Origin of the sequence: Streptomyces odontomachicola (assembly GCF_039605595.1) — a bacterium.
In the GTDB taxonomy this organism is placed as follows: domain Bacteria; phylum Actinomycetota; class Actinomycetes; order Streptomycetales; family Streptomycetaceae; genus Streptomyces.
On the sequence record NZ_JBCFOK010000016.1, the window covers coordinates 64140 to 78472 of the forward strand.

Consider the following 14333-nt stretch of genomic DNA (forward strand, 5'->3'; position numbering starts at 1 on the left):
CTGCCCGGCGGGTTTTCCCCTCCACCGTTCCTTATAAGGCACGGCCGCCGCGGGACAAAGTAGCCGTCAAAGAATGGCCGCCTTCTCCTAATTCCCGGAACGGCAACCATTCCCGCGCCGCGGAACCCCAGGGACCGGAGAATCCGCAAGGGGCCACGGTGACGTCCCTGGCGCGTTTCCCCGCGCACCCGGCACGGCAAAGGAGCGAGTGCCGGGCGGGATGACGCCATACCCCGGCGGCTGCGGTGCTGAGCGTCCTGTGCGCCCGTTGCCGGAGGCGCGCCACCTGCCGTACGCGGAGGACACCGCGCGGTTTTCCCGCCCGGCATGTAGGCGCGCCGCATCCCGTACGGATTCCAACACGGCGCCGCCCGCGCGTATTTCACGCATCCGACCCAAGCGGAACGCGCCCCGGACTCACCGCGGGCCCGGGGAGAGTGACCCGGCGGGACCCCGACGGGGCCTCGGCGGCATCCCGGCGCGACCATGGCGCGAACACACCCCGCTGCGCGCGGCACCCGCGACGGAGCCGCCCGCTCCGCACCCCCGAGTGCGCCGGAGCGTCCAACTGCCTCCCGTACGCCGCAGATTGGCGCTGCGGAATATGCCGCGCATGGGCTTAAGCACAGCTCAGGAAGTGCATATAGGTACATGAGGGCGTCCGCGGTCCCGCTTGACCACCGAAACTCCGCCGCCGCGCCCCCGCCCGCCGTCACCCCGGACCCCGGTGGCGTACGAATCCGTGCCGCCCGCCCACTGCGACCGGGCGGTTCTTCCGCACCCATCGGGGGGTGATGCCGCCATGGCCCACGCGATCCCGCTGCCCGCTAGGCACCTGTGCACCTACGAATGGTGCGGCCATACGATCCTGGAGTTCCACGGCGAGATCGACATCGCCGCCGCGGCGGAGATCCGCCCCCTGCTGGACGCGGCGACGGCGGGGCCGCGCCCGCGGGTGGTCATCGACCTGACGCCGACGACCTTCCTCGACTGCTCGGGGCTGCGGCTGCTGTGCCGCGCGCACCGAAGAGTGCACAAGCGCGACGGCCGCCTCGCGCTGGTCTGCCCGCACCCCGCGATCCTCCGCCTCCTCGACATCCTCCGGCTCACGGACGCCTTCGACCCGGTGGCCACGTACGCGGAGGCGCTGGGCGACGCGGCGGTACGGGGCCAGGCGGAAGCCCCAGCCGGGCAGGCGGCGAGGCACACGGCCGCTCACGACGAGGCCCCGCCCGCGGGGTGAGCGCGGGCGGGGCCTCCGCCGGGATCACGGGATCACGGGGTCGCGGAGATCAGCCGCGGCCCCCGTCGGATGCCACGGTGGCCTTCTCGCGCACTCCGCCGGAGGACCCGCCGTCCGCAGAGCCGTCGGCGCCGGCGCCGGGGTCCACCACGGAGGTCTCCAGCGTCTCCTCCAGCACGGCGACCGTCTCGTCGATGATCCGCTCCTGCTCCTTACGCTGCTGGGCCTCCAGATAGGCCTTCCGCTCCTGCCGGAAGGACTTGATGGTGGCCGCGCACATCGCGATCATCACGAGGCTGAACGGCAGCGCAATGAGGATCGCCGTGGTCTGCAGGGTGGTCAGCGACTCGTTCCCCGTACCGCTCGCGACGAGCAGCGCGATGGCCACGGCGCCCTCGGCGCAGGACCAGAAGACCCGGCTCCACTTCGGCGGGTTCGGGTCGCCGCCCGAGGTGAGCATGTCGACCACGTACGAGCCGGAGTCGGACGAGGTCACGAAGAACATGACGATCAGCAGGATCGTGCCGCCGATGACCAGCGGCCCGCCGGGCAGACCGTCCAGCAGCTCGAAGAGCGCGCGGTCCTTGTTCACGCCGGAGTCGTGGATGATCCCGCCCGCGCCGAACATCTCGCGGTGCAGGCCCGAGCCGCCGAACACGGCGAACCAGAAGAAGGTCAGCAGCGTGGGCACCAGCAGCACGCCGCAGACGAACTCGCGCACCGTGCGGCCGCGCGAGATGCGCGCGATGAAGATGCCGACGAACGGCGACCAGGAGATCCACCAGCCCCAGTAGAAGATCGTCCACTGCTTGACCCAGTCGGTGCCCTCGCCGCCGTGCGCCGCGCCGGTGTCGAAGCTCATCCGCACCAGGCTCTGCAGGTAGGCGCCGATGTCCTGGACGAAGCCGTTCATGATGAACAGCGTCGGGCCGACCGCCAGCACGAAGAGCATCAGCAACGCGGCGAGGCCCATGTTGATGTTGGACAGCCACTTGATGCCCTTGCCCACTCCGGTGACCACGGAGATGGTGGCGAGCGCCGTGATGCCGCAGATCAGCGCGGTCTGCACGCCCTGGCCCGGGCTGTCGACCCAGCCCGCGAAGTCCAGCCCCGCGGAGATCTGCAGCACGCCGAAGCCGAGCGAGGTGGCCACGCCGAACACCGTGCCGACCACGGCCACGGTGTCGATCACATCGCCCCAGCGGCCCTTGACGCGGTCGCCGAAGACCGGCTCCAGGGCCCAGCGGATCGAGACCGGGCGGCCCTTGCGGTGCACCGAGTACGCGACCGCGAGACCGACCACCACGTAGATCGCCCAGGGGTGGATGCCCCAGTGCAGGAAGGTCTGGATCATCGAGAACTGCGCCTTGGCGCCGTCACTCTCGCCGACGCCCGGCTTGGGCTCGTCGAAGAAGCTCAGCGGCTCGGCCACGCCCCAGAAGACCAGGCCGATGCCCATGCCGGCGGCGAACAGCATCGCCAGCCAGGAGCCCACGCCGAACTCGGGCTTCTCACCGTCCTTGCCCAGCTTGATGTCGCCGTAGCGGCCGATCCCCACCCACAGGGCGAAGATCACGAACAGCGAGGCCACCGCCGTGTAGTACCAGCCCAGGCCGCCCACGACGTTGTCCTGGACCGACGTGACCAGGCTCGCCGCCTGGTCCTTGAACAGCACGGCGTACAGCACGAAGGCGACGATGATCGCGGCCGAGGGGTAGAACACCCGCGGCGCGACCGAGGATTTCCCCGCCGTCGCGGCTCCGGAGTCCCCGTCCTCCCCGGCGTCCACGGCACTTTGCGCCCTGTTTGCCGAATCCGGATTCCCCGTTGATTGCGCAGTCACACTCGAACCTCTTGTGTGGGAGTCAGTCGTCAAACGGACCATCCGGCTTCCCTCGCCTCAAACGGCCCGAAGAGCGCGCCTGCCCCACTACACCCCTGTCACACATCACAGGGGCACAACGGGCGGATAACGCGGAACTCACGACGAAGCGGCACTCCCCCCGCCACACCGCAGTCGGCGAAGCCGTGCGCTGCCCCTCTCCCCGAGCCCTCCCGGAAACCCCCGCGGCCGCCGCGCGCCGCCGCGAGAAGGCGGCATCGCCGGACGCCGTACAGGGGCCGTTCGGCCCCTCGCCGCCGCTCCCCCACGGGACGACGCTCGGAGCACACCGGGCCGAGCCCACCGGAAAGGGGAGTGATGCACATGTCAGCGCCCGCCGCGCCCTCTCCCGTACGCCTGGAAGCCACCCTGGAACCCGCGCTCTCGCGCTGGCTGTGGCTGGTGAAGTGGCTGCTGGTCCTTCCGCACGTGATCGTGCTGTCGCTGCTGTGGATCGCGGTGTGGGCGACGACGCTGGTGGCCTTCTTCGCGATCCTCTTCACCGAGCGCTATCCGCGGGTGCTCTTCGACTTCGCGCTCGGCGTGCTGCGCTGGAGCTGGCGGGTGAACTACTACGCGTACGGCGCGCTCGGCACCGACCGCTATCCGCCCTTCACCCTCGCCGACGTGCCCGACTATCCGGCCTGCCTGGACATCGCCTACCCGGAGCGGCTCTCCCGCGGCCTGGTGCTGGTCAAGTGGTGGCTGCTGGTGCTGCCGCACTACGCGGTGCTGGCCCTGCTCACCTCGGGCTGGGGCCGCTGGGGCGGGCTCGCCGGGCTGCTGGTCCTGTACGCCGCCGTGGCGCTGCTCTTCACCGGGCGCTACCCCGCCGGGATCTTCCCGCTGGTGATCGGGCTGCACCGGTGGACGGTGCGGGTGATCGCGTACGCGGGCCTGCTCACCGACGTGTACCCGCCCTTCAGGCTGGACCAGGGCGGCGCGGAGACCGGCGTGGCCGCCACCTGGGACACCACGATGAAGTGAGCGGCGGCGCCCCGGGGCGGACCGCCGTCGCCCTCCGCGATCCCGCGGCGCCCCGCACCGCCCGTGACCCGCACCGCCATGACCTGAAGCGACCCATCCCGGGGGACAGCCATGACGTGGACCGCCCTCGCCCTGCGCCCCTTCAGGGCGTACCCGTTCAGGACGCGCGGGCCGCGCCTCCGGACCCGCGGGGCGGCCCCGCCGCTCGCGGCGATGCTCCGCCGCGCCGCCGTGCTCGGCGAGGCGGCGGCAGCGCCCTCGCCGGTGGAGGTGCGCCGGCGGGAGGGGCGCACGGTCATCGAGGTGCACGGCGCCATCGGGCCCGCGGCGGAACCGCAGCTCGGGCGGCTGCTCAACGCGGTGATCCGGCCCGGCGACACCGAGGTCGTCATGGTGCTCGGCGCTTCCTGGGACGCGTCCTGCGACGGTGCGCGCAACCTGCTGCGGCTCGCCCAGTCGCTCGCCCTCCAGCGGGAGATGGGCTTCCGGATCGTGGCGGACGCCGAACCCGGGGCGGTGGACCCTCCCCTGTGATGCGTACGGGGGACCGTCGTGACCGCCGGGACGGTCCGGCGGTTGAACCAGCGCAAGCACGTGATCATCCACCGAGCCGGAAGGTACCCCCACTCATGAAGCGCGTATTCGCCGCCGGTGCGGCCGCCGGATTCCTGCTGGGCGCCGCGGCCGGCACCGCCTCGGCTGCCGGCCCCGCCGCCGACCCGGTCGAGCAGGACCTGACCCCCGTCAGCAACGGGCTCGTGCACACCGCCAACTGCGCGCTGCCCTGGGCCAACGACGCGGCCGGCGGCCAGCTCGTGCCGCTGGACAGCAAGTACACGCCCTGCGCCAAGGGTCCGTTCCAGCAGCCGCAGGACGGGCTTCCGCAGCCGCGCCCGCAGGGCGGCGCCCCCACGATCGGCTGACGCGGCGTCAGCAGCCCCTCGCCGCACTTGCGTCGGCTCCCCGCCCCGGCCTCGGAAGGCCGGGGCTTTCGCGCGTTGCGCCCCCTTCGCCCCGGCAAAGCCCGCGACGTACCGGCTGGTCAGACCTCCGCCGTACAGTCCGCACCGTTATCCGGTCGCAACGTGCCGGGGCGGCGACACCGCGCACGGGCGATGGCAGGATGCACGGCACTCAGCGGCGGCCACCTCGCCGTGCGCCGATGTCCCCCGGCCCTGGAGGTGCTGTGCTCCACCGGTCCCCGTATGCCCGGACCCCGATGCCCCGGCTCGCGCGGCCCCCGTACGGTCCCCCGCGACGCCGCCCGTACTCCCGCGGGCCGCGCGCCGTCGTGACCGCGGCAGCCGCCGTGCTCGCGCTGACCGTCGCCTCGGCGTGCACCAGCACGAAGGGCGGCGACAACGGTTCCGGAGTGAGCCTGGTCAAGGCCGGGAAGCTCACGACGTGCACCCATCTCCCGTACGCGCCCTTCCAGTTCAGGCAGGGCAAGAAGATCGTCGGCTTCGACGTGGACCTGGTCGACCTGGTCGCCAAGGAGCTCAAGGTGAAGCAGGAGGTCGTGGACGCGCCCTTCGAGGGCATCCAGACCGGCGAGGACCTGAACGCGGGCAAGTGCGACGTGGCCGCGGCGGGCATGACCATCACCTCCGTACGCGAGAAGAACCTGGACTTCTCGCAGCCCTACTTCGAGGCCACCCAGGCGCTGTTGACGAAGAAGGGCGCCGGCTACAAGAGCCTGGCCTCCCTGAAGGGCAGGAAGCTCGGCGTGCAGGAGTCCACGACGGGCGCCGAGTACGCCAAGAAGAAGGCCAAGGGCGTCGAGACGGTCACCTTCGAGGACCTGGGGCTGCTGCTCACCGCCGTGAAGACCGGTCAGGTCGCCGCCGGGATCAACGACAACGGCGTGCTGCTCGACTACGCGAAGAAGAACAAGGACACCGAGGTCACCGCCGAGTTCAAGACCGGCGAGAAGTACGGCATCGGCGTGCGCACCGGCAACGACGCGCTGCGCAAGAAGATCAATGACGTGATCGGGAAGGCCAAGTCCGACGGGAGTTACGACCGGATCTACAAGAAGTGGTTCGGGAAGGAGCCGCCCCGGTGACGGCCCCCACGACGGAGCGCGCCGAGCCGCCCGCGCACGCGCGCACGCTCTCCCGCCGCCAACGCGCCCGCGTGGTCCGCGGCGTGCAGTACGGGGTGCTGGTCCTGGTGGCCGCGGTGCTGGCCTTCGCCGCCGACTGGGGCGAGATACGCCGGGCCTTCTTCGACCTGGACGTGGCGCGCTCGCAGTTCCCCGAGGTCATCACGACGGCGCTGGTCAACACCGTGATCTACACGGTGCTCGGCTTCGCCTTCGGCCTCACCGCCGGCCTGTTGCTCGCGCTGATGCGGCTGTCGAAGGTGCCGCCGTACCGCTGGCTGGCCGTCGCCTACATCGAGTTCTTCCGCGGGGTGCCCGCGCTGCTGGTGTTCATCGCGCTCGGCTTCGGCGTCCCGCTGGCCTTCCAGGTCGCCATCAACCAGTACGTGACCGTGATGCTCGCGCTCGGCCTGGTCGGCGCCGCGTACATCGCGGAGACGATCCGCGCGGGCATCCAGGCGGTGCCCAAGGGGCAGACGGAGGCGGCCCGTTCGCTCGGGATGTCCCCGGCGCGCGCCATGCTCTCCATCGTCATCCCGCAGGCGTTCCGCATCGTGCTGCCCCCGCTGGCGAACGAGCTGATCCTGCTCACCAAGGACTCCTCGCTGGTGTACCTGCTGGGCCTGGCCACCGGGCAGTACGAGCTCGCCAAGTTCGGCAAGGACGCGCTCAACCAGTACCGCAGCCTCACCCCGATCCTCATCGCCGGGCTGCTGTACCTGGTCATCACCCTGCCCCTGGGCCACCTGGTGCGCCGCCTGGAGGCCCGTACGGCCAGGGCGAGGTGAGCGGCGTGAGGGAAGCAACGGAGGAGCGCGGCGTGAGCGGTACGGAGTCCTCGTACGCCATCGACATCGCGGGGCTGCACAAGTCCTTCGGCGCGCTGGAGGTGCTGCGCGGCATCGACCTGTCCGTGCGAGCCGGCGAGGTGGTCTGCGTCATCGGCCCCTCGGGCTCGGGCAAGTCGACGCTGCTGCGCTGCGTGAATCTCCTGGAGGAGCCCACCTCGGGCACGGTGACGGTGGCCGGGGCCGAGGTGACCGGTCCCGACGTGGACATCGACCGCGTGCGGCGGCGCATCGGCATGGTCTTCCAGTCCTTCAACCTCTTCCCGCACCTGACCGCGCTGGGCAATCTCACGATCGCGCAGCGCCGGGTGCTGGGGCGGGGCCGCGCCGAGGCGGAGCGCGTGGCGCGCGAGCAGTTGCGGCGGGTGGGGCTCACCGACAAGGAGGGCGTCTACCCCGCGCAGCTCTCCGGCGGGCAGCAGCAGCGCGTGGCCATCGCGCGCGCCCTGTCCATGGAGCCCGAGCTGATGCTGTTCGACGAGCCGACCTCGGCGCTCGACCCCGAGCTGGTCGGCGATGTGCTCGCCGTGATGCGCGCGTTGGCCGACGAGGGGATGACGATGCTGGTCGTCACCCACGAGATGAGCTTCGCGCGCGAGGTCGCCGACCGCGTGGTGTTCATGGACGGCGGCGCGCTGGTCGAGGAGGGCCCGCCCTCCCAGGTCATCGCCGACCCGCGGCACGCGCGCACCCGTTCCTTCCTCGCCAGGGTGCTGGACCCGGCGGCGGCTGGCCTCTCGGACCGTACGGAGAGCGGGCCGGGCGCCGAGGCGTGAGCCCCGGCCCCTCGGGGTGGTCTCGGGGTGATCTCGGGGGGATCTCCGAGGCGGGCCCCTTTCTTCCGCCGCTTCCGGCCGCTGGCTAGTCTTCGCTGTGGCCGTGTGACGGGTGGTACGGAAGGGACGCGATGCTCAACGGGGGCCCGGCGCCGGGCGGTTACGGGGTTCGGCGGCGGCACGCGGCGATGGCGATGTGGCGGCGGCACGCGGCGACAGCGGTGCGGCGGCGGCGCGCGGCGGTAGCGGTGCGGCGACGCGCGTCGGTCGCGGTACGGCGGCGGCGCGCGGCGGTCGTCGCGTGAGCGCGCCGGGGTACGGAGCGGTGATCTTCGCTCCCCTGGAGGCCGACGACCCCTCGGCGGTCTCCGGGTACCGGCTGACCGCGCGGCTGGGCGCCGGGGGCATGGGCCGGGTCTACCTCGCGCACACGCCGGGCGGGCGCGCGCTGGCGGTGAAGGTGATCAGGGCCGAGTTCAGCCAGGACCCGGAGTTCCGGCGGCGGTTCGGGCAGGAGGTGCGCGCGGCGCAGCGCGTGCAGGGCCTCTACACCGCGCCGGTCGTCGACTTCGACACCGAGGGGCCGCGGCCGTGGCTGGCCACCGCGTTCGTGCCGGGGCCCTCGCTGGCCGACGCCGTGTCCGAACACGGCGTCCTCCCGCCCGAGTCCGTACTGCGCCTGACGGCGGGGCTCGCCGAGGCGCTCCAGTTCGTGCACGGCGCGGGCATCGTGCACCGGGACCTCAAACCGTCGAACGTGCTGCTCACCGCCGAGGGCCCGCGGCTCATCGACTTCGGGATCGCGCGGGCGGCCGACGCGACGTCGGTGACCGGTACGGGGGCGATGGTCGGCACCCCCTCCTTCATGGCGCCGGAACAGGCCGTCGGCGCCGATGTGCACGCGGAGGCCGACATCTTCGCGCTCGGCCAGCTCGCCGCCTTCGCAGCGGGCGGCTTCCCGGCCTTCGGCGAGGGCTCCTCGCCCGGCGTGCTCTACCGCATCGTGCACGAGGAGCCCGACCTCACCGCGCTGCCGCCCGCGCTCCACCCCGTGGTCTCCCGCTGCCTGTCCAAGGACCCAGCGCACCGGCCCCCGCTGGCCCAGATCATCGAGATGTGCGGGGCGGCCTCGCCCGGCCCCGCGATGCCGTCGCCGCAGCACACGAGCTGGCTGCCGGAACGGGTGACCCGGACCATGGCCCGCCACACGCCGCCAGCGCCGGGAGCGGGTCCCGCCCGGATCCCCGCGCCGGGCGGGACGACGACGTACGGACCGGCCCCCGGCGCACCGGTACACGGCGGGCCCACCGGCGCCGCGCCGTCCGGCGCGGGACCCGTCAGCGCAGGGCCCGTCGGCGCAGGGCCCACCGGCGCAGGATCAGTCGGCGCAGGACCCACCGGCGCAGGCCCCGTCGGCAGCGGGCCGACGGGCAGCGGACCGGCCACCGGTGAGGCGGCCGGCGGCGGTCGGGCCGGCCGGTCCCCGGCCAAGCGGGCCTGGGCCTACGTGTGGGAGCCCGCGAGCCGTCGGCGCCACAGGATGACCCTGGGCATCGGCGCTTCGGTGGCCGTCTGGAGCGTGGTCCTGGGCATGGCAGGCCACAGCGCCGATCAGCTCGCCGCCGGGGTGTCGGTCGGAGGCGTCGTGTTCACCGTGGCCGTCCTGGCCGCCTGGGTGCTCCGCCGCCGCGACCGCCGCCGCGAGGGCAGTACGCCGCCGGCGCGGCGGCGATGACCTCCGGGCGCGGAGCGGCACCCACCGCCCCGCGCCCCGTACTCGGCCCCTCGTGCGCCGCGCGACCGCGCCCCGCGGGCTCAGCGCCTCAGCCTCCGTACCGCCAACTCCGCCAGCAGCGCCGACGCGTCGGGCAGCACCCGGTCGTCGAAGGCGGCGCGCGGCGAGTGGTTGTAGGCGGGCTCGCGGCCGTCCGGGTAGGCGGCGTCCAGGAACACGAAGGCGCCCGGCACCTTCTCCAGCACGCGCGAGAAGTCCTCGGCCCCGGTCAGCGGGTCGGCGAGGTGGTGGAAGCGCTCCTCGCCGAACACCTCGCGCACGGTCTCGGCGGCGAACTCGTGCTCCGCCGGGGTGTTGACGGTGACCGGGTACTGCTCGCCGCCGAAGACCACTTCGGCGCGCAGCCCGTGCGCCTCGGCGATGCGGTGGCACAGCGGCAGCGCCAGCTCCCGCACCCGTTCGCGCGCCTCGTGCGAGAAGGAGCGCACGGTCGCGTTGAAGCGGGCCGTGTCCGGGATGATGTTGCGCTGCGTCCCGGCGTGGAACTCGCCCACGGTGATCACCACCGGGTCGAAGACGTCGAAGCGCCGGGTCGTCAGGGTCTGGAGCGCGGTCACCATCTCGCAGGCCGCGGGCACGGGATCGAGCGCCACATGCGGCTTGGAGCCGTGCCCGCCCTTGCCCTCGACCCGTACGAACAGCCCGTCGGCCGCGGCCATCAGCGGTCCGGGACGGGAGACGAAGGTGTCGGCTGGGCAGCCGGAGGAGAACACGTGCAGCCCGTACGCGGCGTCCACCGTGCGGCCCGCCGCCTCCAGCACGCCCTCCTCGAGCATCGCCCCGGCGCCGTCGTGCCCCTCCTCGCCTGGCTGGAACATGAAGACCACGTCGCCCGGGAGCTGGTCGCGGTGCGCGCAGAGCAGCCGCGCGGCGCCCACCAGTCCCGCGGTGTGCAGGTCGTGGCCGCAGGCGTGCATGACGCCCTCGACGCGCGAGGTGAACTCCTCCCCCGTCTCCTCGGTCACCGGCAGCGCGTCCATGTCGCCCCGCAGCAGCACCACGGGCCTCGGGCCCCCGCCCGTGTGCGGGCCGCCGCCGCGCAGCACGGCGGTCACCGAGGTCAGCGCGCTGCCGGTGGAGATCTCCAGCGGCAGGCCCTGCAGTGCGGCGAGCACCTTCTCCTGGGTACGCGGAAGCTGGAGCCCGGTCTCCGGCTCCCGGTGCAACTCGCGGCGGAGGAGGGTCAGTTCCTCACGCATGCCTTCGGCGTCGTCCCGCAGGTCCATCAGGCTCCTCGTGGTGCTGTGTGCGTCTCCGGGCGTCCCCCGCCGTGCGCGGCACGGCGCCGGAAGCACCAACGCGCGACCGGCGTACGCCCCTTGGCCCGCACAACTATCGCGGCCCCCGACACGCCTGGTCAACGGCGCGCCGGGGAGCCGTGATCACTCGTGGCCCGGTTGCGGGCCCCTCAGAACTCCACGTCGGAGCAGGCGTAGAAGGCGTTGGAGGTGTCGGCGATGTTCCAGACGCCGAGGATGAGGTGCTTGCCCTTCTTGCCCTCGGGCAGCTTGCCCTCGGCGCTCCAGTCGGCCGGCGGCTGCTTGCCGTCCATGGGCACCGTGAGGAAGGGCTTGTCCTCCAGGTCGGCGCGGGTCAGCGGCTTGCTCGGGTCCCAGCCGTCCTTGGTGACGAAGAACTGGAAGTCGGTCGTCGAATGCCGCGCGGTGAGCGTCCACTTGAAGGTGTGACTCTGGCCCGCGGCGAGCTTCGTCGTGGGCCACTTGCCGCCGCGCGGGTCGTCGAGCTGCTTGAAGCCCTCGTTCCCGCCGGAGCAGATGGAGCCGTCCTTGGGCCCGGCCTGCGGGAAGCCCTTCGGGCCCTCCACGCTCTGCGGCTCGTGCTGGATGGGCCCGCAGTCCTTGACCTTTCCGTCGGCGCACTGCGACTGGCGGCTGGTGGGGTCGGTGCTGAAGCCGTGCCCCTGGGCCGTGACGCCGGTGAACAGCATGGCCGCCCCGCCGAGTCCGAGCCCGGCGACGGCGGCGGCGATCTTCTTGCGCATGGCGGTACTCCCGTGGTCGTGGGGGAAGGAGATGCTGCGCGGTCTAGACCACGGGGGAATCTACGGGCGCCTTCAGGTCATGTCCAGACCAATGGACGGAAAAATTCCGGGAGTTGCGTGTCCGGTACGACCCCGTACGGACGGCGTACGGGAGGCGTGCGGGAGCTGTACGGAGGGGCCCGCCGGTGACGCGCGGAAGGACCGCCCGGCCCCTGGCAGCCCGCACCGCGCGGGTCGAGACTCCCCGCAGGGAGGCGCCGTGCGTACGGGGCGGGGCGCGGGGAGGGGGAAGCATGCGGGCCACGAGCGGGTTCCTCGGCGCGCTGCCGCCGGGACACAGGTCACGGCTGCGGGCCATGGCGCGCGAGGCCGCCTTCCCGGTCGACTTCCGGATCTTCGAGGAGGGCGGGCGCGCCGATCGCTTCTGGGTCGTGCGCACCGGCTCGGTCACCCTCGAACTCCGGCCGCCCGGCCACCGCCTCTCCTCGCTGCGCCCGGCCTCCGTCGAGAGCGTCGGACCCGGCGAACTCCTCGGCTGCTCCTGGCTGTTCCCGCCCTACCTCTGGCGCCTCGGCGCGCGGGCGGCGAGCCCGGTGCGGGCCCTGGAGTTCGACGCGCGCGCCGTCCGCGCCCTGTGCGAGGAGGACCACGTGCTGGGCCACGCGATCGTGCTCGCGGTCACCGAGGTCATCACCGGCCGCCTGCACACGGCCCGCACCCGCCTGCTCGACTCCCGGGGCCCCCAGAACCAGGCGCCGCGCTGAGCGCACAGGACTTGGGGGTCGGGAAGGCCGTACGTCCCCTCGCGCCGGGACCGGCGGCCCTGCCCCGCGGGTCGCTCGGCCCCTGCGAAGTGGCTGGTCACGGGCCGAAAATGGAGGCAGGCGTCCACTCGCGACGCCGGCGCCTCGCCCCCGGGAGACCCCCATGGCACCCGCAGTACGCGAACACTCAGGCCCCACGCCCACGCCCACGCCCACGCCCACGCCCGCGGACCGAACGCACCGGGACCGCGCCGAGCACGGCCCCTACCTCGTCGAGGACGTGATGACCCGCGCGGTCGTCGCCGTGGGCCGGCACGCGCCCTTCAAGGAGATCGCCAGGACCCTGGAGCAGTGGAAGGTCAGCGCCGTCCCCGTACTGGAGGGCGACGGCCGGGTCGTCGGCGTGGTCTCCGAGGCCGACCTGCTGCGTACGGAGGAGGAGCGGGACGGCGACCCCCGGCCGGGCCGCGGCCTCCCCGGCGCCGGACTCCCCCGCGCGGGTCTCCCCCGCGCCGGTCTCACCGCAGGCGACCTGATGAGCGCGCCCGCGGTCACGGTGCGCGCCGAGGCGCCGCTCCCGGAGGCCGCGCGGATCATGGCGCGGGCCCGTCTCAAGCGGCTGCCCGTGGTCGGCAGGGACGGCTTCCTGCTCGGGGTCGTGAGCCGCGGCGACCTGCTCACGGTGTTCCTCAGGGACGACGCGGAGATCGCCCGCGAGGTGCACGAACAGCTCCGCAGGCTCTTCCCCGCGCCGCTCGACCCGCTCGGCGTGCGCGTCGAGGACGGCGTGGTGACCGTGACCGGCGTCGTCCAGGACGCCTTCTACATTCCGCTCGCGGTCCGCATGGTCCGCGGTGTCGAAGGGGTCGTCGGCGTGGACTGCCGGCTCGCCGACGCCGCGGAGAGCGCGGCGGGCGCGGCGCGGCGCCGCCGCGGGGCGCAGCTCGACCCCGGTTGGGCGGCGCCTCCCGAGGGTCCGGCACGGGAAGGCCGCTCACCTGCGGAGGAGCGCCGAGAAGGGACATCGTCGTGATCACGAAGACCCGGATACTCAGCACCCTGCCCGCCGAGGACGGCGACCGTCTGATGGCGCTCGCGCGCGAGGTCTCCTTCCCGGCCGGGAGCCGCATCTTCGCCGAGGGCGGCAGGGCCGACCGCTTCTGGATCATCCGCAGCGGCAGCGTGGCGCTGGAGGCCCATGTGCCGGGCCGCCGCGCGCCGGTGGTCGAGGTGCTCACCCACGGCCGCCTGCTCGGCTGGTCCTGGCTGCTCCCTCCGCACCGGTGGCAGCTCGGCGCCCGCGCCGAAAGCGCCGTGCACGCCTACGAGTTCGACGCCGCCGAGGTGCGCGCCCTCGCGGACCGGGACCCGGTGCTGGGCCGGAGCCTCGCGCTGCTCGTGGCCTCGGCCGCCGCGCAGCGCCTGCAGGCAGCGCGCAAGCGGCTTCCCGAGGCGTACGCGGCGACCGAGGCGCTCCCGGAGGCGGACTGATCCACGGCGCGGGCGGCCGCTCCGGGTGGGGGCCGGGGGACGGTTCGAGGTCTGCGGGGGAAACGCAGTACCGTTACCCCTCGGGGTATGGAGAGCCGCAGAGAACCGAAGGAGCCGTGGTGGAGCTGGATCCCGCAGCCGAGGAGCTGAAGTCCGCGCTGAACCGGCTGCGGCGCGCCCAGGGCCAGATCGCCGGGGTGATCCGGATGATCGAGGAGGGCCGGGACTGCGAGGACGTGGTGACACAGCTCGCCGCCGCCTCGCGCGCCCTGGACCGGGCGGGCTTCGCCATCATCGCCACCGGGCTCCAGCAGTGCCTCACCGACATCGAGGCGGGCAAGCGCGCCGATGAGGACCCGCGCGAGATGCGGGCCCGCCTGGAGAAGCTCTTCCTTTCCCTGGCCTGACGGATCGGGCCCTCTGAGGCCCGCGCCGCTCACC

The 14333-nt window shown here is 73.2% G+C and carries 15 protein-coding genes; 12 read left to right on the top strand and 3 right to left on the bottom strand.

Annotated elements, in window-relative coordinates; all coding sequences use genetic code 11:
- The first annotated feature begins 802 nt into the window (after positions 1-802).
- A complete protein-coding gene (locus tag ABEE00_RS26780; protein WP_345748242.1) occupies positions 803-1243 on the top strand; it encodes an STAS domain-containing protein in 441 nt (146 codons plus the stop codon).
- 49 nt (positions 1244-1292) lie between these two features.
- On the opposite strand, the gene ABEE00_RS26785 is transcribed toward ABEE00_RS26780, so the two are convergent.
- Positions 1293-3032 (bottom strand): BCCT family transporter, encoded by a 1740-nt coding sequence (locus ABEE00_RS26785; protein ID WP_345748243.1) that lies wholly within the window; start codon positions 3030-3032, stop codon positions 1293-1295.
- A 417-nt stretch (positions 3033-3449) separates the two neighbouring features.
- Here ABEE00_RS26785 and ABEE00_RS26790 point away from each other — a divergent pair, with 417 nt between their 5' ends.
- The 7 genes from ABEE00_RS26790 to ABEE00_RS35880 all read left to right on the top strand — a co-directional run bounded on the left by ABEE00_RS26790 (position 3450) and on the right by ABEE00_RS35880 (position 9575).
- The gene (locus ABEE00_RS26790; protein WP_345748244.1) at positions 3450-4112 is read left to right on the top strand and encodes a DUF4389 domain-containing protein; all 663 of its coding nucleotides are present in this window, start codon (positions 3450-3452) and stop codon (positions 4110-4112) included.
- Between the two features lie 111 nt (positions 4113-4223).
- The gene (locus tag ABEE00_RS26795) at positions 4224-4646 is read left to right on the top strand and encodes a hypothetical protein (RefSeq protein ID WP_345748245.1); all 423 of its coding nucleotides are present in this window, start codon (positions 4224-4226) and stop codon (positions 4644-4646) included.
- 95 nt (positions 4647-4741) lie between these two features.
- Positions 4742-5035, top strand: coding sequence for a hypothetical protein (locus tag ABEE00_RS26800; RefSeq protein WP_345748246.1), 294 nt, complete (start codon positions 4742-4744; stop codon positions 5033-5035).
- 368 nt (positions 5036-5403) lie between these two features.
- A complete protein-coding gene (locus ABEE00_RS26805) occupies positions 5404-6177 on the top strand; it encodes an ABC transporter substrate-binding protein (RefSeq protein WP_345748247.1) in 774 nt (257 codons plus the stop codon).
- Entirely contained in the window at positions 6174-7004 is an 831-nt protein-coding gene (locus ABEE00_RS26810) for an amino acid ABC transporter permease (protein ID WP_345748248.1), read from the top strand. The genes ABEE00_RS26805 and ABEE00_RS26810 overlap by 4 nt, the downstream gene beginning before the upstream one ends.
- A gap of 5 nt (positions 7005-7009) precedes the next feature.
- Positions 7010-7840: an amino acid ABC transporter ATP-binding protein gene (locus ABEE00_RS26815; protein ID WP_345748249.1), complete on the top strand. Its 831-nt coding sequence runs from the start codon at positions 7010-7012 to the stop codon at positions 7838-7840.
- 325 nt (positions 7841-8165) lie between these two features.
- Positions 8166-9575: a serine/threonine-protein kinase gene (locus ABEE00_RS35880; protein WP_451918670.1), complete on the top strand. Its 1410-nt coding sequence runs from the start codon at positions 8166-8168 to the stop codon at positions 9573-9575.
- An 80-nt stretch (positions 9576-9655) separates the two neighbouring features.
- Here ABEE00_RS35880 and ABEE00_RS26825 read toward each other — a convergent pair whose 3' ends face one another.
- Both ABEE00_RS26825 and ABEE00_RS26830 read right to left on the bottom strand, forming a co-directional pair.
- Positions 9656-10861, bottom strand: coding sequence for a M20 metallopeptidase family protein (locus ABEE00_RS26825; protein ID WP_345748250.1), 1206 nt, complete (start codon positions 10859-10861; stop codon positions 9656-9658).
- Between the two features lie 182 nt (positions 10862-11043).
- On the bottom strand, positions 11044-11637 hold the full coding sequence (locus ABEE00_RS26830; protein WP_345748251.1) for a lytic polysaccharide monooxygenase auxiliary activity family 9 protein: 594 nt from the start codon (positions 11635-11637) through the stop codon (positions 11044-11046).
- Between the two features lie 293 nt (positions 11638-11930).
- Here ABEE00_RS26830 and ABEE00_RS26835 point away from each other — a divergent pair, with 293 nt between their 5' ends.
- The 4 genes from ABEE00_RS26835 to ABEE00_RS26850 all read left to right on the top strand — a co-directional run bounded on the left by ABEE00_RS26835 (position 11931) and on the right by ABEE00_RS26850 (position 14299).
- Positions 11931-12401 carry a Crp/Fnr family transcriptional regulator gene (locus ABEE00_RS26835; protein WP_345748252.1) on the top strand — a complete coding sequence of 157 codons (471 nt, stop codon included), beginning with the start codon at positions 11931-11933 and terminating at the stop codon, positions 12399-12401.
- Between the two features lie 163 nt (positions 12402-12564).
- The gene (locus ABEE00_RS26840; protein ID WP_345748253.1) at positions 12565-13434 is read left to right on the top strand and encodes a CBS domain-containing protein; all 870 of its coding nucleotides are present in this window, start codon (positions 12565-12567) and stop codon (positions 13432-13434) included.
- Between the two features lie 53 nt (positions 13435-13487).
- Complete coding sequence (locus ABEE00_RS26845; protein ID WP_451918676.1) at positions 13488-13892, top strand: cyclic nucleotide-binding domain-containing protein; 405 nt, start codon at positions 13488-13490, stop codon at positions 13890-13892.
- A 119-nt stretch (positions 13893-14011) separates the two neighbouring features.
- Positions 14012-14299 carry a metal-sensitive transcriptional regulator gene (locus ABEE00_RS26850; RefSeq protein WP_345748375.1) on the top strand — a complete coding sequence of 96 codons (288 nt, stop codon included), beginning with the start codon at positions 14012-14014 and terminating at the stop codon, positions 14297-14299.
- The last annotated feature ends 34 nt before the right edge of the window (positions 14300-14333 follow it).